The 19,772-nt window shown below is 38.3% G+C and carries 22 protein-coding genes and 2 other annotated features; all 22 genes read left to right on the plus strand.

Going from position 1 to position 19,772, the window contains the following annotated elements; all coding sequences use genetic code 11:
• Positions 1-17 precede the first annotated feature (17 nt).
• The 22 genes from G8O30_RS14220 to rplJ all read left to right on the plus strand — a co-directional run bounded on the left by G8O30_RS14220 (position 18) and on the right by rplJ (position 19,709).
• Positions 18-479 carry a CtsR family transcriptional regulator gene (locus G8O30_RS14220; protein WP_239672687.1) on the plus strand — a complete coding sequence of 154 codons (462 nt, stop codon included), beginning with the start codon at positions 18-20 and terminating at the stop codon, positions 477-479.
• 28 nt (positions 480-507) lie between these two features.
• The gene (locus G8O30_RS14225; RefSeq protein ID WP_239672688.1) at positions 508-1,044 is read left to right on the plus strand and encodes a protein-arginine kinase activator protein McsA; all 537 of its coding nucleotides are present in this window, start codon (positions 508-510) and stop codon (positions 1,042-1,044) included.
• The gene (locus tag G8O30_RS14230) at positions 1,044-2,117 is read left to right on the plus strand and encodes a protein arginine kinase (RefSeq protein ID WP_239672689.1); all 1,074 of its coding nucleotides are present in this window, start codon (positions 1,044-1,046) and stop codon (positions 2,115-2,117) included. The genes G8O30_RS14225 and G8O30_RS14230 overlap by 1 nt, the downstream gene beginning before the upstream one ends.
• A gap of 3 nt (positions 2,118-2,120) precedes the next feature.
• A complete protein-coding gene (gene clpC / locus G8O30_RS14235) occupies positions 2,121-4,559 on the plus strand; it encodes an ATP-dependent protease ATP-binding subunit ClpC (RefSeq protein ID WP_239672690.1) in 2,439 nt (812 codons plus the stop codon).
• 176 nt (positions 4,560-4,735) lie between these two features.
• Positions 4,736-6,112 (plus strand): DNA repair protein RadA, encoded by a 1,377-nt coding sequence (gene radA, locus G8O30_RS14240; protein WP_239672691.1) that lies wholly within the window; start codon positions 4,736-4,738, stop codon positions 6,110-6,112.
• A 4-nt stretch (positions 6,113-6,116) separates the two neighbouring features.
• Positions 6,117-7,190 carry a DNA integrity scanning diadenylate cyclase DisA gene (disA, locus tag G8O30_RS14245; RefSeq protein WP_239672692.1) on the plus strand — a complete coding sequence of 358 codons (1,074 nt, stop codon included), beginning with the start codon at positions 6,117-6,119 and terminating at the stop codon, positions 7,188-7,190.
• 138 nt (positions 7,191-7,328) lie between these two features.
• A complete protein-coding gene (locus G8O30_RS14250) occupies positions 7,329-8,423 on the plus strand; it encodes a PIN/TRAM domain-containing protein (RefSeq protein ID WP_239672693.1) in 1,095 nt (364 codons plus the stop codon).
• A gap of 19 nt (positions 8,424-8,442) precedes the next feature.
• Positions 8,443-9,141 (plus strand): 2-C-methyl-D-erythritol 4-phosphate cytidylyltransferase, encoded by a 699-nt coding sequence (ispD, locus tag G8O30_RS14255; protein WP_239672694.1) that lies wholly within the window; start codon positions 8,443-8,445, stop codon positions 9,139-9,141.
• Positions 9,138-9,611 carry a 2-C-methyl-D-erythritol 2,4-cyclodiphosphate synthase gene (ispF, locus tag G8O30_RS14260; protein ID WP_239672695.1) on the plus strand — a complete coding sequence of 158 codons (474 nt, stop codon included), beginning with the start codon at positions 9,138-9,140 and terminating at the stop codon, positions 9,609-9,611. The genes ispD and ispF overlap by 4 nt, the downstream gene beginning before the upstream one ends.
• A 66-nt stretch (positions 9,612-9,677) precedes the next feature.
• Positions 9,678-11,135: a glutamate--tRNA ligase gene (gene gltX, locus G8O30_RS14265; RefSeq protein ID WP_239672696.1), complete on the plus strand. Its 1,458-nt coding sequence runs from the start codon at positions 9,678-9,680 to the stop codon at positions 11,133-11,135.
• Positions 11,136-11,196: 61 nt separating this feature from the next.
• Positions 11,197-11,434: a binding site (T-box leader), on the plus strand.
• 308 nt (positions 11,435-11,742) lie between these two features.
• Positions 11,743-12,411, plus strand: a complete 669-nt coding sequence (cysE, locus tag G8O30_RS14270; RefSeq protein WP_239672697.1) for a serine O-acetyltransferase — start codon at positions 11,743-11,745, stop codon at positions 12,409-12,411.
• A complete protein-coding gene (gene cysS / locus G8O30_RS14275) occupies positions 12,392-13,792 on the plus strand; it encodes a cysteine--tRNA ligase (protein ID WP_239672698.1) in 1,401 nt (466 codons plus the stop codon). The genes cysE and cysS overlap by 20 nt, the downstream gene beginning before the upstream one ends.
• Positions 13,789-14,196, plus strand: coding sequence for a Mini-ribonuclease 3 (locus G8O30_RS14280; protein ID WP_239672699.1), 408 nt, complete (start codon positions 13,789-13,791; stop codon positions 14,194-14,196). Before cysS ends, G8O30_RS14280 begins: the two co-directional genes overlap by 4 nt.
• The gene (rlmB, locus tag G8O30_RS14285; protein WP_239672700.1) at positions 14,196-14,945 is read left to right on the plus strand and encodes a 23S rRNA (guanosine(2251)-2'-O)-methyltransferase RlmB; all 750 of its coding nucleotides are present in this window, start codon (positions 14,196-14,198) and stop codon (positions 14,943-14,945) included. The genes G8O30_RS14280 and rlmB overlap by 1 nt, the downstream gene beginning before the upstream one ends.
• Before the next feature lie 2 nt (positions 14,946-14,947).
• On the plus strand, positions 14,948-15,457 hold the full coding sequence (locus tag G8O30_RS14290) for an NYN domain-containing protein (protein WP_239672701.1): 510 nt from the start codon (positions 14,948-14,950) through the stop codon (positions 15,455-15,457).
• Between the two features lie 206 nt (positions 15,458-15,663).
• On the plus strand, positions 15,664-16,314 hold the full coding sequence (gene sigH / locus G8O30_RS14295; RefSeq protein WP_275576495.1) for an RNA polymerase sporulation sigma factor SigH: 651 nt from the start codon (positions 15,664-15,666) through the stop codon (positions 16,312-16,314).
• A gap of 121 nt (positions 16,315-16,435) precedes the next feature.
• Positions 16,436-16,585 carry a 50S ribosomal protein L33 gene (gene rpmG / locus G8O30_RS14300; protein WP_239672702.1) on the plus strand — a complete coding sequence of 50 codons (150 nt, stop codon included), beginning with the start codon at positions 16,436-16,438 and terminating at the stop codon, positions 16,583-16,585.
• Between the two features lie 37 nt (positions 16,586-16,622).
• Positions 16,623-16,796: a preprotein translocase subunit SecE gene (secE, locus tag G8O30_RS14305; RefSeq protein WP_239674571.1), complete on the plus strand. Its 174-nt coding sequence runs from the start codon at positions 16,623-16,625 to the stop codon at positions 16,794-16,796.
• A gap of 177 nt (positions 16,797-16,973) precedes the next feature.
• The gene (gene nusG / locus G8O30_RS14310; protein WP_239672703.1) at positions 16,974-17,507 is read left to right on the plus strand and encodes a transcription termination/antitermination protein NusG; all 534 of its coding nucleotides are present in this window, start codon (positions 16,974-16,976) and stop codon (positions 17,505-17,507) included.
• Between the two features lie 177 nt (positions 17,508-17,684).
• Positions 17,685-18,110 (plus strand): 50S ribosomal protein L11, encoded by a 426-nt coding sequence (gene rplK / locus G8O30_RS14315; RefSeq protein ID WP_239672704.1) that lies wholly within the window; start codon positions 17,685-17,687, stop codon positions 18,108-18,110.
• 170 nt (positions 18,111-18,280) lie between these two features.
• Complete coding sequence (gene rplA / locus G8O30_RS14320; protein ID WP_239672705.1) at positions 18,281-18,979, plus strand: 50S ribosomal protein L1; 699 nt, start codon at positions 18,281-18,283, stop codon at positions 18,977-18,979.
• 49 nt (positions 18,980-19,028) lie between these two features.
• Positions 19,029-19,168: a sequence feature (ribosomal protein L10 leader region), on the plus strand.
• A gap of 40 nt (positions 19,169-19,208) precedes the next feature.
• Positions 19,209-19,709, plus strand: a complete 501-nt coding sequence (gene rplJ, locus G8O30_RS14325; RefSeq protein ID WP_239674572.1) for a 50S ribosomal protein L10 — start codon at positions 19,209-19,211, stop codon at positions 19,707-19,709.
• Positions 19,710-19,772: the final 63 nt, after the last annotated feature.

The following is a 19,772-nucleotide window of genomic DNA, read 5'->3' on the forward strand; positions in this document are numbered from 1 at the left end:
TATTGGAGGAGGGCTAAATGAGAAATATATCAGACATTATAGAAGCTTATATAAAACAGATTATAGATAGCAGTCCATCTGACATAGTAGAGATGAAACGAAGTGAAATGGCTGATAAATTCAGTTGTGTACCAAGTCAAATCAACTATGTAATAAATACTAGGTTTACTGTCGAAAGAGGATACTTGGTCGAAAGTAAGCGTGGCGGTGGTGGCTATATTAGGATTATGAAAATAAAACTTCATGACCGTTCAGATATGATAGACCAGGCAATTGAAGTGACAGGTAACAATGTCACACAACCAGCTGCAGAGAGTATAGTATTACGGTTATTTGAAGAAAAAATTATTACACAACGTGAAGCTAGAATGATCGTGGGAATTATGGATAGATCGGTTTTGAACCTTGATCTACCATACAGAGACCAGCTGCGAGCTTCTTTATTAAAAACAATGCTACAAACCCTTAAATTCAAATAAAGATAGAAATACAAAAGAGGTGAGGATAATGGAATGTCAACGATGTCATGCTCGCGAAGCTGCTTTACATGTAACACAGGTAGTTAATGGAGAAAAGCGAGAAATGCATCTATGTGAGAAATGTGCCCAGGAGCAAGGGGATATGAGTATGTTTTCATCATCTGACTTTTCGTTACAACATATCTTAGCAGGTTTATTTTCACCAGAGTCTTATGTGATTCCAAATCAATCCAAACCAACAACTAGTTTGGAAAAACAAGTGGTATCATGTCCGCGTTGTGGAATGACTTTACAAAAGTTTTCTAAAGTAGGAAAGGTTGGTTGCGGTGAATGTTATGAAACATTCGAAGAACACCTTAAACCAGCATTAAGAAGGTTGCATGGCGGTAGTATAGAACATTTAGGCAAAGTCCCTGTTCGAGCTGGTGAAAATATACATCGGAAAAGACATATCATATCCTTGAAAGAAAAACTAAAAGACTTAATCCACCAAGAGGAATTTGAAGAAGCCGCTAAAGTACGGGATGAAATTAGATTATTACAAGAGCAAATGGGGGAAGAGTGATGATCCCAGAGACAATGTTACAAACAGGTCGCAGTCCTTGGATGGACTGGAATGGACCAGAAAATGATATTGTATTAAGTTCGCGTATTAGATTAGCCCGGAACTTAGAAGACATAGAATTTCCAACAACACATTCTTTAGAAGAGGGTAAACACGTTTTAAAGAAAATCTATGACGCATGGAAAGAAGAACAACAAACAATTAACGTTCCATCCTATTGGACGCTTATGAGCGAGTTATCATCTTTAAAAAGAGCTGTGCTAGTGGAAAAACACCTAATTAGTCCCTTGCTAGCCTCTCATGAAGAGAATGGAGCAGTACTGATATCTGAAAAAGAAAACGTAAGTGTCTTGGTGAACGAAGAAGATCATATAAGAATACAAAGTCTACTTCCAGGATTGCAATTAAAAGAAGCATTTCAAACTGCCACAGAGGTGGACGATCTGTTAGAAAAGTCTTTAACCTATTCTTATCATGACTCATTTGGCTATTTAACTAGTTGTCCTACAAATGTAGGTACTGGTTTACGAGCTTCTGTTCTAATACATCTCCCAGGTCTTGTACTTACTAATCGAATCAATCGTCTCATTACTGCTGTTAGCCAATTAGGTTTGGTGGTAAGAGGAATTTATGGTGAAGGCTCAGAAGCATTAGGAAACATGTTTCAAATATCCAATCAAACGACGTTAGGGAAATCGGAAGAAGAGTTGATTGAACATTTAGAATCTGTCGTTCATCAAATCATTCAACAAGAACGTCTTGCAAGAGAGACATTAGTTAAGCAATCCAACATACAATTAGAAGATAGAGTACATCGTTCTTTTGGAACGTTGAAATATGCAAGAATTATTGAATCAAAAGAAGCTTCTCAATGTTTATCGGATATACAATTAGGGATAGACTTAGGGTATATTAAGGGACTTCAGCGTCCATTATTAACGGAATTGATGATACAAAGTCAGCCAGCATTTTTGCAACTAGGAGCAGGAGAAACTTTATCTGCTAGTCAACGCGATGTGAGAAGAGCTAACTTAATCAGATCTAGATTAAAAGAAGAACTGAAGGAGGAATAACCTATGATGTTTGGTCGATTTACAGAGCGTGCACAAAAAGTATTAGCATTAGCACAAGAAGAGGCAGTTCGATTGTCTCATAATAATATTGGTACAGAGCACATACTGTTAGGGTTAATTCGTGAAGGAGAAGGCATTGCTGCAAAAGCACTCCAAGGCCTTAACTTGGGTTCTGAAAAAATTCAAAAAGAAGTAGAAACGTTAATTGGTAAAGGTACAGAAAAGCCAGATAATCCGCATTATACTCCAAGAGCCAAAAAAGTTATTGAACTTTCAATGGATGAAGCTCGTAAACTAGGTCATTCATACGTAGGTACGGAGCATATTTTACTAGGGTTAATCCGTGAAGGAGAAGGCGTTGCTGCCCGAGTGTTAAACAACTTAGGTGTAAGCTTAAACAAAGCCCGCCAGCAAGTACTTCAACTTCTTGGTAGTAATGAAACAGCTGGTCACCAAGGAAATACTACGACAAATGCTAATACCCCTACATTAGATTCGTTAGCTAGAGATCTTACTGCTGTAGCTAGAGAAGGAAGCTTAGATCCGGTTATCGGGAGAAGTAAAGAAATTCAACGTGTAATTGAAGTATTAAGCCGTCGTACAAAAAACAATCCTGTATTAATTGGTGAACCAGGGGTAGGTAAAACTGCTATAGCTGAAGGCCTAGCACAACAAATTGTGGCAAATGAAGTTCCAGAAATCTTACGTGACAAGCGAGTAATGACATTAGATATGGGTACAGTTGTTGCGGGTACTAAGTATCGTGGTGAATTTGAAGATCGTTTGAAGAAAGTTATGGACGAAATACGACAAGCAGGTAATATTATTCTATTCATTGATGAGTTACACACGCTGATTGGTGCTGGAGGAGCGGAGGGAGCCATTGATGCTTCGAATATTCTAAAGCCGTCTCTAGCACGTGGTGAACTTCAATGTATTGGTGCTACAACGCTAGATGAGTATCGTAAATATATTGAAAAAGATGCTGCATTAGAGCGACGTTTCCAACCAATTCAAGTCGATGAACCTACTGTAGAAGAATCTATTCAAATTCTAACTGGTTTACGTGATCGATATGAAGCGCATCATCGTGTATCCATTACAGATTCAGCAATTGATGCGGCGGTGAAATTATCAGATCGTTATATTACAGATCGATTTTTACCAGATAAGGCAATTGACCTTATTGATGAAGCTGGTTCTAAAGTTCGTTTACGTTCCTACACAACACCACCTAACTTAAAAGAATTAGAGCAACGTCTAGAAAATATTAAAAACGAAAAAGACGAGGCTGTGCAAAGCCAAGAATTTGAAAAAGCTGCTTCCTTACGTGATACAGAACAGCGATTACGTGAAGAATTAGATGATACGAAAAAGTCTTGGAAGGAACAACAAGGCCAAGAAAATACGGAAGTAACAGTTGAAGATATTGCTACGGTAGTATCCAACTGGACTGGTGTACCAGTTTCTAAGTTAGCACAAACAGAAACAGATCGTTTGTTGAACCTAGAAGAGATCTTACACAAACGAGTTATTGGGCAAGAAGAAGCAGTTAAAGCTATCTCTAAAGCAGTTCGCCGTGCACGTGCAGGACTGAAGGATCCTAAGCGTCCAATTGGCTCCTTTATTTTCTTGGGACCTACTGGAGTAGGTAAAACAGAATTAGCTAGAGCTTTAGCTGAGTCTATGTTTGGTGACGAAGAAGCAATGATTCGTATTGATATGTCCGAATACATGGAAAAACACTCTACTTCTCGTCTCGTTGGTTCTCCTCCAGGATACGTAGGATACGATGAGGGTGGACAATTAACAGAAAAAGTACGTCGTAAGCCTTATTCAGTAGTGCTTCTAGATGAGATTGAAAAGGCACATCCAGACGTATTTAATATCTTGTTGCAAGTATTAGAAGATGGTCGTTTAACAGACTCTAAGGGTCGTACAGTTGACTTTAGAAATACGATTGTCATCATGACATCTAACGTAGGTGCTGAACAGTTGAAGAAGAATAAGAATGTCGGCTTCAATGTTAACGATGGAGAACAAGACTATAAAGATATGAAAGGGAATGTTCTGCAAGAATTGAAGCGAGCTTTCCGTCCAGAGTTCTTAAACCGTGTAGATGAGACAATTGTCTTCCACTCTCTTGAGAAGACACATATTAAAGAGATTGTTACTCTTCTAGCGGGACAGTTAACAAAACGTTTGGCAGATCAAGATTTACACGTATCTATTACAGATGCAGCGAAAGAAAAGCTATCTGATGAAGGTTTTGATCAAGAGTATGGTGCTCGACCTTTAAGAAGAGCGATCCAGAAGCATGTAGAGGATCGCTTGTCAGAAGATTTACTTCGAGGATCAATCAAAATGGGTGACCATATTGAATTAGATTACAGAGAAGGAGAGTTCTTAGTTAATAAAAAAGAGCCTTCTGTACAATCATAAATTAAAAAGACTTCGCTATGCAGGTAGCGAAGTCTTTTCTTCTTTACACGTCGTTTTCTAAAATAATAATAGAGTACAAATAGCTGGATATGCAACCTATCTTTTCTTCCGGTTTGCAAAAACACCTATAAAAAACTTACAATTATGATAATACTAGTTCGGAAAAGAGTGAGTAAATGGCTAAAAAGAAAACCAAATTCATGTGCCAGTCTTGTGGATATGAATCACCGAAATGGATGGGAAGATGTCCTGGATGTGGTGAATGGAATCAAATGGTGGAAGAAGTAGAAGTAGTGACAAAAACAAGAGGAGTATTTAATCATACAGCCTCTTCTACACCTACTAAAGCAACTCCGCTTACCTCAATTGAATCAATGGAAGAACCTCGAGTTACTACAGATATGTTGGAGCTTAACCGAGTTTTAGGTGGGGGGATAGTACCAGGTTCGTTAGTGTTAATCGGAGGAGATCCGGGGATCGGGAAATCCACTCTATTACTCCAAGTTTCCGATCAATTAACGAGAAAACAAGAGAAGGTATTATACATTTCTGGAGAAGAATCTGTTAAACAAACAAAACTTAGAGCAAATCGGTTAGATATCAAGAGTGAAAATCTTTATGTATACGCAGAAACAAACCTTGACCCTATCAGACAAACAATTGAGGAGTTATCACCACCTTTTGTTATTATTGACTCCATCCAAACTATCTATCACCCAGATGTTACTTCTGCCCCAGGATCCGTATCGCAAGTTAGGGAATGCACGGCAGAGTTGATGCGTTTAGCCAAGACAAAAGGGATTGCCATCTTTATCGTTGGTCACGTAACGAAAGAAGGCTCCATTGCAGGTCCAAGAATTTTAGAGCACATGGTAGATACCGTTCTTTACTTTGAAGGTGAAAGACACCATTCGTATCGAATTCTACGAGCTGTAAAGAACCGCTTTGGATCGACTAATGAAATGGGTATATTCGAAATGAAAGAAATAGGATTAGAGGAAGTGGCTAACCCTTCAGAAATGTTCTTAGAAGAGCGTTCTAAAGGAGCAGCCGGATCTACTGTAGTAGCTTCAATGGAAGGAACACGTCCGGTACTTGTTGAAATACAGGCGTTAATATCTCCTACTAGTTATGGAAATCCTAGACGAATGGCAACAGGAATAGATCATAGTCGCTTACCACTAATTATGGCTGTCCTGGAAAAAAGATTAGGGATGTTATTGCAACAACAGGATGCGTATGTAAAAGTGGCTGGTGGCGTAAAATTAGATGAACCTGCAATTGATTTAGCCGTAGCTGTAAGTGTTGTCTCAAGCTTTAGAGATCAACCAACAAAGCCTACTGACTGCATCATAGGAGAAGTAGGACTTACAGGGGAAGTGCGAAGAGTTTCGCGTGTAGAACAAAGAGTACAAGAAGCGGCTAAATTAGGTTTTGAAAGAATTATATTACCTGCCAATAATATAGGGGGCTGGACGCCTCCATCTTCTATTCAGGTAATAGGAGTACACTCTGTTGCAGAAGCGATGAAGTATGCGTTAGGAGGGACGTGACTAAATGGATGAGCATAAAGCACATAGTAGGAGGATGATGGAAGCTCTTCAATGGGTAGCGCCAGGTAGTCCTTTACGAGAAGGAATAGACAATGTGTTGCGTGCAAACACAGGTGGGTTAATAGTATTAGGGTTTGACGAGAGTATGAAAGCCCTTGTTGATGGTGGCTTTTATATAGATACAGTATTTACCCCAAGTTATCTATACGAATTAGCGAAAATGGATGGTGCTATTATTCTCAATAGAGAAGGAACCAAGATCATCTATGCTAATGCACATCTAAATCCTGATGCTTCATTAGTATCTACGGAAACAGGAATGAGACATCGTACAGCAGAGAGAGTTGCAAAACAAACAGGAGCTCTAGTTATTGCGATTAGTCAAAGAAGGAATGTCATTACCTTATATCAAGGTAATTTCCGTTACGCAGTTAAAGGGATAGAGGTAATACTGACAAAGGCTAATCAAGCTATTAATACATTAGAGAAATATAAAATTGTTCACGATCAAGCGATGGCAAATCTTGCAGCTTTAGAGTTTGAAGAGTTAGTCACAATTAATGATTTGCTTCAGGTGTTAAATCGTGTAGCAATGGTGTTACGTGTAAAAAATGAATTGCTTATCTACTTAAGCGAACTAGGTACGGAAGGTCGTCTAATTCAGTTACAGATGAATGAGTTACTGTCTGATATAGAAGAAGAAGCTTTACATGTTCTTCGTGATTATAGTCCAGAAGGAGCGTTAAAGCCTTATGAACAATTAGGAAAACTTCAGAATCTTGTTCATCAAGAGTTTTTAGAGGAACATGTTTTATTAAGGCTACTAGGATACCAAACGACAACTCACTCAGAGGAGATCGTGCATCCAAGAGGATATCGAGTGTTGATGCGTATCCCTAGACTTCCAATTATGATTATTGAAAATGTAGTAGACCATTTCGGAACTTTCCCAGCAATCTATAAGGCAAGTGTAGCGGAACTAGATGATGTGGAAGGTGTTGGAGAGGCAAGAGCTAGAAAGATAATTGAAGGAATTAGACAAGTGAGGGAACAAACTTTTGCTGACCGTCATCTCTAAAATTTTAAGGAAAAGTATGAAAAAATACTGAGAATTTTAACAAGATGATGACGGTATTATTACATTACCAAAATATTATTCAATTCCACGTTTACATTAATTTGAATTGTTTATAATGATTAGAGGAGGTGAATAAGGATGTTAAAACGAATTGTTCAATTATGTTTTCTGCTAATTGGTGGTACGCTCGGAGTGCTTTTCCTCCCATATGCTATAAGAGGGTTTGATGTGTTAAACCAACCTATTATTAACAACAACTATATGACTGCAATTATAGGCGCTGTATTATTTTATCTTATGACATTTTGGGCGATAGATTATTGTTTAAGGGTAATAAAATGGATGGAAGATTCATTAGTAAAAGCTCCAGTAACAGACTTATTATTTGGGGGATTAGGACTTATCATAGGTTTATTATTAGCCTTTTTAGCCGGACTACCTTTTAATGCAATGGATATACCAGTAATTAATACAATTATTCCAATTCTACTGACGTTGTTACTAGGATATATGGGTTTCCAAGTGGGATTCAAAAGACGAGATGAGCTAGTTCAGTTATTTACACCTTCTTCAAAAGGACAAAAGAAAAAAGGATCTGCCGTTCACGCTGAAGAGGAGCATTCTTATCAGTATAAAATTTTAGATACTAGTGTCATAATTGATGGTCGAATTGCTGACATCTGTCAAACTCGTTTCTTAGAAGGAACAATAGTGATACCACAGTTTGTCCTTGGTGAACTCCAACATATTGCTGATTCATCTGATGTACTAAAACGTAATAGGGGAAGACGTGGCTTGGATATCTTAAACCGTATCCAAAAAGAATTACCTGTTAACGTGGAGATGTATGAGGGTGACTTTGATGATATTCAAGAAGTAGATAGTAAATTAATTAAACTAGCAAAATTAATGGATGGCATGCTTGTTACAAACGATTATAATTTAAATAAAGTTTGTGAATTCCAAGGAGTACCAGTCTTGAATATCAATGATCTAGCAAATGCTGTTAAACCAGTAGTTCTCCCAGGAGAAGAAATGATGGTTCAAGTTATTAAAGATGGAAAAGAACATAATCAAGGGATAGCTTACTTAGATGATGGTACAATGATTGTAGTGGAAGAAGGCCGCAATTATATTAGTAAACGTATTGAAGTAGTGGTAACTAGTGTATTACAGACTTCAGCAGGTCGCATGATCTTTGCGAAACCTAAAGTATTAGAAAAAGCTTTGTAGTTAGTCAGGAGGAGATTAGATGAACTATCGAGTGATTATTCCTGCTGCAGGACAAGGGAAGCGAATGGGTTTAGGGTATAATAAATTATTTCTTCCTTTGGGTGGACGAGCTTTAATCGCACACACACTTGATGTGTTTCTTCAAGATTCTTCATGTGAAACAGTTATTTTATCTACTAATGAAGAAGAGAGAGAGTTATTTTTATCTCTCTCTCTAAAAGGTGATCGATCGAAAATTACTTTTGTAAATGGAGGAGTAGAACGCCAGCACAGTGTAGCAAACGGATTGTCTAGTATAGATGCTAAAGAGGATACATTAGTATTGGTGCATGATGGAGCAAGGCCGTTTATTACTAGAGAGGTAATTGCAAAAGTAGTTCAGAAAGCCAACGATAACGGTGCAGCAATTGTAGGTGTACCCGTAAAAGACACCATTAAACGCATTCAAAGTTCCGTTGTGCAAGAAACAATAGATCGTTCAAGCTTGTGGCAAATACAAACGCCGCAGGCTTTTCGCTTGTCTATATTACATGAAGCGCATCAGTGGGCAAGGGTGAACAACTATTTAGGAACAGACGAAGCTTCCCTAGTAGAAAAAATTTCCTATCCAGTTTCTATCGTAGAAGGATCTTATGACAATATAAAATTGACAACAAAAGAAGACATTTATTTTGGAGAAGCGATTCTTCAAGCGAAGAGTCAGGAGGAGAAACAATGAGAATTGGACAGGGGTTTGATGTACATCAGTTAGTAGAAGGTCGTCCCTTAATAATGGGTGGTATCACGATACCTTACGAAAAAGGATTACTCGGACATTCAGATGCAGATGTATTGCTACATACGATAGCTGACGCAGCACTAGGAGCCATCGGAGAAGGAGATATAGGTAAGCATTTTCCTGACACAGATGAAGCATTTAAAGATGCAGACTCAGCAAAGTTATTAGAGCATGTGTGGGCTCTAGTAAAAGAAAAAGGGTACAAATTAGGTAACATGGATTGTACTATTATTGCGCAAAAGCCAAAAATGGCACCTTATATTGAGCCAATTAGAGAGCGTATTGCACAATTAGTAGAAGCTGATGTTTCACAAATTAACGTAAAAGCAACAACGACAGAAAAGTTAGGTTTCACTGGTAGAGGAGAAGGTATTGCATCACAAGCGGTAATCTTGCTAGTTGCTGAGTAAATACCATTTTGTCAAAATCAATTCAGTGGTACAATAGATTCACCATTTAATTAGGAGGATTCGTCCATGACAACAGAAGTTCGTGTGCGATACGCACCAAGTCCAACTGGACATTTACATATCGGTAATGCTCGTACGGCGTTATTTAACTATTTATACGCTCGTAATACGGGAGGGAAGTTTATTATCCGTATTGAGGATACAGATGCGAAACGTAACATTGAAGGTGGAGAAGAAAGTCAATTAAAATACTTAAAATGGTTAGGTATTGAGTGGGATGAGAGTATTGATGTTGGAGGAGAGTATGGTCCTTACCGTCAATCAGAGCGTAACGATATCTATAAAGAACTATACACTGAGCTACTTGATAAAGGTTTAGCATACAAATGCTACTGTACAGAAGAGGAACTGGAAGCGGAGCGCGAGGAGCAAATTGCTAAAGGTGAAATGCCAAGATACTCTGGCAAACATCGTAATCTGACAAAAGAAGAGCAAGAAGCTTTTGAAGGGGAAGGACGATTACCTAGTATTCGTTTTCGCGTACCAGAAGGAAAAGTATACAAATTCCAAGACATGGTGAAGGAAGAGGTATCATTTGAATCAGATGGTATCGGCGACTTTGTTATTGTGAAGAAAGATGGTATTCCAACGTATAACTTTGCTGTTGCGGTAGATGATCATTTAATGAAAATAACACACGTTTTACGTGGTGATGACCATATTTCTAATACACCGAAACAGTTAATGGTTTACGAAGCGTTTGGTTGGGAGCCACCGGTATTTGGCCATATGACGTTGATTGTTAATGAATCTCGTAAAAAGCTAAGTAAACGTGATGAGAGCATTATTCAATTTATTGAGCAGTATAAAGATTTAGGGTATCTTCCAGAAGCTTTGTTTAACTTTATCGGAATGCTTGGTTGGTCTCCAAAAGGAGAGGAAGAGATCTTCTCTAAAGAACAATTTATCGAAATCTTTGATCCGGAGCGTTTATCTACATCTCCAGCTGTTTTTGATACACAAAAGCTTACATGGATGAACAATCAATATATGAAAAATCTGCAATTAGACGAAGTGGTTGCTTTATCTTTACCTCATTTACAAAAAGCAGGATTAGTTGCTGCAGAACCAACAGCGGCAGAATTAACTTGGGCAGAGAAACTGATTGGTCTTTATCAAGAACAAATGAGTTTTGGAGCGGAGATTGTAGAGTTATCTGATTTATTCTTTAAAGAAGAACTTGCCTTTGACGCAGAAGCGGAAGCGGTTGTTAGCGAAGAACAAGTTCCAGAAGTGATGAAAGCTTTAGATGGTCAACTAGACCAATTAGAAGAGTTTACTCCAGAAGCTATTAAGAGTGCGATTAAAGCAGTACAGAAAGAGACTGGTCATAAAGGGAAGAAACTATTTATGCCTATCCGTGTAGTGACAACAGGTCAAACACATGGTCCAGAATTGCCAAATGCGATAGCGCTACTTGGAAGAGAAAAAGTAAAAGCACGTCTACACAGAGTTTTAGGATAATTTGACGAGCATTTTTAATTAACATTTTCTCTTGTGTGGTATATAGTATAACTAGATCATATTTAACACGTTGAAAAGGATAAGTAAGAGTCTATATACTCTAAAGAGAAAACCATCATCGGCTGAAAGTGGTTTGGGTCCCTATAACTCTGAAATGCACCTTTGAGTCTGTCTTTGAACCCTTTTGGTACTAGAGGATGGCGGTTACCTACCGTTATTAGGCTTGAGTGAGGTAATGGAACTCTGAAGACTTCCATTTACTTAATCAGAGTGGAACCACGTATAGAAGCGTCTCTGTTTTTTAACAGAGGCGTTTTCTTTTTGGTTACGTGATTAGTAACAACTCATCGTTAGCCACGTGCTGAGGTTTGTTTTCGGATGAGTTTACTTGTTACAAACGGAATCACACACGTATCTATTAAGTTCGCTTAATTAGGCCAAAATAAATGGAAACCCTATATAAATTAATTATTGTGTCCGTTTGTGAATGTGTTCATATGGTGATGAAGTATGGATTTTATATCAATATTTGAAGAATAAAGCGTAATGTAGTGCTGAGAAATAAGAGATGTTTGCAGCACTCGCTTAAAAAGGGGAGAGCTAAACCATGTGGAAGCTCATGAAAGAAGATGTGGAAGCGGTATTTGAGCAAGACCCAGCAGCAAGGAGCTATCTTGAAGTTATTTTAACGTACTCTGGGTTACATGCTATTTGGGGACACCGAATTGCACACGTTTTTTATAAAAGAAAATTATATTTTATCGCTCGTGTGATTAGTCAGCTTACTCGATTTTTGACAGGAGTAGAAATTCACCCTGCCGCAAAGATTGGTAGGAGATTCTTTATAGACCATGGTATGGGTGTTGTCATTGGTGAAACGTGTGAAATAGGGGATAATGTAACTGTTTTTCAAGGCGTTACGTTAGGGGGAACCGGAAAAGAAAAAGGTAAAAGGCATCCTACCATCCAAGACAACGCGCTAATCGCCACAGGTGCCAAAGTATTAGGATCTATCACCATTGGAGAGAATTCTAAAATAGGTGCTGGTTCTGTTGTGTTGAAAGATGTACCACCTAATTCAACAGTTGTAGGAATCCCAGGACACGTGGTAATTCAAGACGGAGTCCGGGTAAATAAAGACTTTAATCATCATACATTACCAGATCCGATGGAAGATCGATGTGAAAAGTTACAGTCACAAATCAATGAGCTTCAGGAAGAATTAGATAAATATCGTAAGAAAGGGGCAGAAGAAGATGTCCATAAAAATTTATAATACATTAACTCGATCAAAAGAATTATTTGTACCACAGGTAGAGGGAAAAGTTAGTATGTATGTATGCGGACCAACCGTGTATAACTACATTCATATTGGTAATGCAAGACCTGCTATCGTGTATGACACTGTGCGCAAATATTTAGAATTTAGAGGGTATGACGTGCACTTTGTTTCTAACTTTACAGATGTAGATGACAAGTTGATTAGAGCAGCAAACGAATTAGGAGAAGATGTACCAACCATTGCCGAGAGATTTATCGCTGCATACCACGAGGATGTTTCTGCATTAGGGTGTAAAAAAGCAGATGTCCACCCAAGGGTAACAGAAAATATTGATATCATTATTGAGTTCGTTGAGACGCTTATAGAAAAGGGATTTGCCTATGAGTCTAGTGGAGATGTTTACTATCGTACAAGAAAGTTCGAAGGATACGGTAAATTATCACATCAATCAATAGAGGATTTGAAATCAGGAGTTCGTATTGAAGTTGGGGAAAAGAAAGAAGATCCATTAGATTTTGTTTTATGGAAAGCGGCAAAAGAAGGAGAAATTGCTTGGGACTCACCTTGGGGCCAAGGAAGACCAGGTTGGCACATTGAATGTTCCGCAATGGCGAGAAAATATCTTGGTGACACAATAGATATTCATGCTGGAGGACAAGATTTAGCGTTCCCCCATCATGAAAATGAGATAGCGCAATCGGAGGCTTTGACAGGGAAACAGTTTGCGAAGTATTGGATGCACAACGGATACATTAATATCAATAATGAAAAAATGAGTAAATCCCTTGGGAACTTTGTATTAGTACATGACATTATTAAGCAAATTGATCCACAAGTGCTTCGATTCTTTATGTTGTCAGTACACTATCGTAACCCAATTAACTTTAGTCAAGAATTATTAGAAGGTGCAAAAGCGGGATTAGATAGAATCCGCACCACAATAATGAATCTTCGTCATAGAAAAGAATCTAGTGTGAATTTAGAGACGGTTGAAACTACGTGGTTAAAAAATATAGAAGACAGTAAACAACAGCTTATCGCTAGAATGGATGATGATTTTAACACTGCTGATGGAATTTCTGTACTGTTTGATGTTTCTAAACAAGCTAACCTTTATCTATTGGAAGCCACTACGTCTACTGAGACAATCGACGCCTTTTTAGACTTGTTTGATCAAATTGGTCATGTACTAGGCTTAACTTGGGAAGAAGATAGTAAATTACTTGATGAAGAAATCGAACAGCTGTTAGAAGAGCGTATTCAAGCAAGAAAAGATCGTAATTTCGCACGTGCCGATGAAATCCGTGATCTTTTAAAAGAAAAAAATATTGTATTAGAAGATACAGCACAAGGAACGAGATGGAAACGAGGATGAAACACCCTCTAGAAATAAACAGTTTAGCGCTAGCTTATATGGGGGATGCCGTGTATGAAAAGCATATCCGGCATTACCTTTTAGCATCTGGACGAGTTATCCGCCCACATCAACTACATCGAACAGCAACGAGCTTTGTATCGGCAAAAGCACAAAGTTATATTATTCAGCAAATGTTGCAAGATCAGCTTTTAACAGAAGAAGAGGAAGCGGTTTTTAAACGTGGAAGAAACGCTAAATCCGGTACAGTACCTAAAAACACGGATGTACAAACATATAAAAATGCAACAGGATTTGAAGCGGTTATTGGCTATACACATCTACTTCCTAATGAAGAACGATTGCAAGTGCTTTTAGAGAAGAGTGTGTCCTATATTCAACACCGTGAAGGAGGAAGTAAATAATGACACAAGAACAAGAATGGATTGGTGGTCGTAATCCTGTACAAGAAGCTTTACGTTCAGAGCGTGATATTAATAAGATCTGGATAGCGGAAGGTGCACAAAAAGGACCTATACAAAATATATTACACTTAGCTAAAAATACAGGCGTTACTGTACAAACGGTTCCACGTAGTAAATTAGATCAACTAGAGCTTGGGCAACACCAAGGTGTAGCCGCTCAAGTTGCTGCTTATCAGTACGCAGATATAGATGATTTGTTTGCAATTGCACAAAATAGAGGAGAAGATCCGTTCTTTATTTTATTAGACGAATTAGAAGATCCTCATAACTTAGGTTCTATTATGAGAACAGCTGATGCTGTAGGAGCACACGGGATTATTATTCCAAAGAGAAGGTCTGTATCACTAACTGCAACGGTGGCGAAAGCTTCCACAGGAGCTATCGAACACATTCCGGTTGTACGAGTAACGAATCTAGCCAGAACGATCGATGATTTAAAGGAACAAGGCGTTTGGATTGCGGGAACAGATGCAAAGCATAGCCAAGATTACAGACGTCTAGATGGAACAATGCCACTTGGTTTAGTCATTGGTAGTGAAGGAAAAGGCATTGGAAGACTAATTAAAGAAAAGTGTGACTTCCTAATCCATTTACCTATGGTTGGGCATGTAACATCCTTAAATGCTTCTGTTGCAGCTAGTATCTTAATGTACGAGGTATACCGTAAGAGACACTCACTGGAGTCATAGAGATGGACATCTTGATTGTTGATGGCTATAACATAATAGGTGCTTGGCCGGAACTTCGGGACTTAAAGATGAAAGATCTTTCTGCAGCAAGAGATCGTCTGATTGAACTTATGGCAGAATATCAAGGTTATACTGGTTTTAAGATAGTTATCGTATTTGATGCTCATTTTGTCCGTGATGTAGAAAGAAAGAAAAAGAATTATGGAATGGACATTATCTTTACAAAAGAAAATGAAACGGCTGATGAACGCATTGAGAAATTAGCAATTGAATTAAATAATAGAAAAACGCAAATCCATGTTGCAACTTCCGATTATACAGAACAATGGGCTATTTTTGGGCAAGGGGCTCTGCGGAAGTCTGCAAGAGAACTGTTGACAGACATGGGTGTTATCCAAAGAAAGATAGAAAAGTCGGTGAAAAATAATTATCAACAAAAACCGATATCTAATATCCATTTAGCACCAGAAGTTGCAGAAAAGTTTGAAAAATGGCGTCGTGGGCAAGAATAGGCTGTTGACGATAAAAAAACCCCTCCTGTATAATATTGCTATCTAATGTATCTGAAAAGTCGTAAAAAGGACGTAAAATGGTGAAGGATTGGTACTATTTGTGTCAAACTTTATGCTATTTCGTACAAAATGATCAAGATCTGCACGATGATTACGGGTTAGCGAAAGATGGAAACATCCATCGAAAGCTGTAAAGGGGGATCACGGTGAGCAGGAACCAACAAGAGGTAAATGATCAGCGTTTCGGAAGTATGGAAGACGAAGAGTTAGTTGCACTAGTTCATGATGGCATAACGGAGGCACTAGATTTTCTTATTCAAAAGTACCGGCATTTTGTACGAGCTAAGTCACGATCCTATTTTTTAATAGGTGCAGACAAAGAGGATATTGTACAAGAAGGTATGATTGGCTTGTATAAAGCGATTCGAGACTACAGGGGAGATAAATTGACTAGTTTTAAAGCTTTTGCTGAGCTTTGTATTACTAGACAAATTATTACAGCTATTAAGACAGCAACACGTCAAAAACACATTCCGTTAAACTCGTATGTGTCTTTGGACAAGCCTATATACGATGAAGAATCGGATAGGACGCTAATGGATGTTATTACAAATAACCAGATTACAGATCCCGAACAGTTAATGATACATCGTGAAGAGTTTTCGAGCATAGAGGGGAAAATGGGAGAACTCTTAAGCGACCTGGAGAGAAAAGTTCTGAACTTATATCTAGATGGTCAGTCGTATCAAGAAATATCGGAAGAATTGAATAGGCATGTCAAATCTATCGATAATGCTTTACAGAGGGTAAAGAGGAAGTTAGAGCGTTATTTAGAAATACGAGAAATAACCCTTTAACTGAAAAGAGGCAATTGACAGGGAGACAATCCTCGTGTTATTTTTTGTAAGGTATACACTTAAGAGAATGATAGGATAAGACTATATTTTTATCCTGTTTCATGTTAATAGAGGTGAAAAAATGGCAGTTAAAAGAGTACTAGCCTGCGAACAATGTGGCAGTCGCAATTATTCTGTTCCTGCTCCTTCCTCTGGTACAACAGAACGTTTACAAATGAAGAAATTTTGCAAGCGTTGTAATGCGCATACACTTCACCGCGAAACGAAGTGACGCGAGTGGATTCGCGATAGGAGGTACACACTAGATGATGCAGTTCTTTCGTAATGTAGCAAGTGAAATGCGTAAAACGAGCTGGCCGAAGAGAAAAGAGCTAACTCGTTATACGATAACAGTATTAGTGACGGTTTCATTTTTAACACTGTTCCTATGGGCTGTTGACTTAGGATTATCCTTTGTTGTGCGTGAAGTTTTAAAATTATAGTATAGGTATTGAATAACTAGTATCACTTCATGCTATAATGATAAAAAATCATAGGCAAAGCAAAAAAGCCCGTTTTACGGGTTTTTTAATTTGTCAAAAAATGTTAGCGTAAACAACTTTATGTTAGTGTTGTGTGATTATGATCAAAAAAGGAGGGAAGGACGTTCGTCCAATTACATGGAGAAAAATTGGTATGTCGTTCACACCTATTCAGGATATGAAAATAAAGTAAAGGCGAATCTAGAGAAGCGTGTAGAAACAATGGGCATGCAAGATAAGATTTTCCGAGTAGTAGTACCTGAAGAGGAAGAAACAGATATTAAAAATGGTAAGAAAAAAGTAGTGAAGAAAAAAGTATTCCCTGGTTATGTACTGGTAGAAATCGTTATGACAGATGATTCTTGGTACGTTGTACGAAATACTCCTGGAGTAACAGGGTTTGTAGGTTCATCAGGATCTGGATCTAAACCTACACCATTACTGCCTGAAGAAATCGATGTTGTGTTAAAACGCATGGGTGTACAAGAAGCTAGAGTGGAAATTGACTTCGAAATTGGTGAAGCAGTTACAGTTATCGAAGGTCCGTTCGCAAACTTTGAAGGGAACATTGAGGAAATTGATCGTGACAAGTCAAAAGTCAAAGTTATGGTCAATATGTTCGGTCGTGAAACCCCTGTAGAACTAGATTTTAATCAAGTTAGCAAATTATAAAAGAAATTAACTTGATATTGGTAGTAGAAAGTGATAGAATTTTTTAGGTCAGTATGTCTCTTCCAAAAGAGAGACTGAACATATTCAAATATCTTTATGTTAAATAAAGATTTATTTACATTGAGTGGGAGGGTAAAAACCCTATTACCACATCACGGACTTAAGGAGGTGTGTCTCGTGGCTAAAAAAGTAGTGAAAGTTGTAAAATTACAAATTCCTGCTGGTAAAGCAAACCCAGCTCCACCGGTTGGTCCTGCACTAGGTCAAGCAGGTGTGAACATTATGGGATTCTGTAAAGAGTTTAACGCTCGTACAGCGGATCAAGCTGGTCTAATCATTCCGGTTGAAATTTCGGTATTTGAAGACCGTTCATTTACATTCATCACAAAAACTCCACCTGCTGCAGTTCTTCTGAAGAAAGCAGCTGGTATCGAGTCTGGTTCAGGTGAACCTAACCGCAACAAAGTAGCGACTGTGAACAAGGATACTGTTCGTCAAATCGCTGAACAAAAAATGCCTGACCTTAATGCAGCCAGCGTTGAGGCAGCTATGCGTATGGTAGAAGGTACTGCGCGTAGTATGGGTATTGTTGTAGAAGACTAATTTCTGATTAACTCATTGTTATGATGGAATATCTTCAAAATTGCTATATCTTATAGCATTATTTTGGAATGTTGCACTTGTTTTGAGGTTGCGTTGCGATTTTAATTTGCTCGCAACCTTTATTCGTGGGAGGTCATTCCGCTAAAACCACAAACTAGGAGGAAATTACAATGGCAAAACACGGGAAAAAATTCCTAGAAGCATCAAAATTAGTAGATCGTACTACTACTTACTCAGTAGAAGAGGCGATTGAATTAGTTAAAAAGACGAACTTCGCTAAGTTCGACGCAACTGTAGAGGTTGCTTTCCGTCTTGGAGTAGATACTCGTAAAAACGATCAACAGATTCGTGGAGCGGTAGTATTACCAAACGGTACTGGTAAAACTCAACGTGTACTAGTTTTCGCTAAAGGTGAGAAGCTTAAAGAAGCTGAAGCAGCTGGAGCAGACTATGTAGGCGATGCAGAATATATCTCAAAAATCCAACAAGGTTGGTTCGATTTCGATGTAATCGTTGCAACTCCTGACATGATGGGTGAAGTTGGTAAACTTGGACGCGTATTAGGACCTAAAGGCTTAATGCCAAACCCTAAGACAGGTACAGTTACATTTGACGTAGACAAAGCAGTTAAAGAAATCAAAGCGGGTAAAGTAGAATACCGCGCTGATAAAACTGGTAACGTACACGCGCCAATCGGAAAGATTTCTTTCGATAACGACAAGTTAGCGGAAAACTTCCAAACAATCTTTGAAACTCTATTAAAAGCTAAGCCTTCTGCAGCTAAAGGAACATACATGAAGAACATCACTGTTACTTCAACTATGAGCCCTGGTGTTAAGGTTGACGCTTCATCTTTCAACGCTAAGTAATATTAGTGTTGACATGATCTCGAATTTACTGTATTGTAGATTCTGTTGTGCTAATTAAACATTTGTACCGTAGACAGTAGGGGCTTACAAGCTTAATTTCCTACCGAGGTCATGACGATATATATAACAGGAAACTGTTATTCGTGATGCCTCCATGTCTTATAGATATGGAGGTTTTCCATTGAGTCGGTATAAATGTTCATCAACCATTCTAATAGGAGGTGTCATGATGAGCAGTGTAATTGAAACGAAAAAACAATTAGTTTCTGACATTACTGAACAGTTTAAAGCTAGCGTATCTACAGTTGTAGTTGACTACCGTGGACTAACTGTTGCGCAAGTTACAGAACTTCGTAAGCAACTTCGCGAAGCTGGAATCGAGTTCAAGGTTTACAAGAACACGATGACTCGCCGTGCAGCTGAAGCAGCAGGTCTTGAAGGCTTAAATGAAGTACTTACAGGACCAAACGCAATTGCATTCTCTACAGAAGATGTTGTTGCTCCTGCTAAAATTCTTAACGATTTCGCTAAGAAAAACGAAGCTCTTGAAATCAAAGCTGGTGTAATTGAAGGAAACGTTGCTACAGTAGAAGAAGTTAAAGCTCTTGCGGAACTACCGTCTCGCGAAGGTCTACTTTCTATGCTACTCAGCGTACTACAAGCACCAATGCGCAATGTTGCCCTTGCAACGAAAGCAGTTGCAGATCAAAAAGAAGAGCAAGGCGCTTAATCGCTTACGAATCTCGTAAAGCATCCTAAAAAACTATTTTAACTATTTTAAGGAGGAACTAAT

This window comes from Mangrovibacillus cuniculi (assembly GCF_015482585.1).
GTDB lineage: Bacteria > Bacillota > Bacilli > Bacillales > R1DC41 > Mangrovibacillus > Mangrovibacillus cuniculi.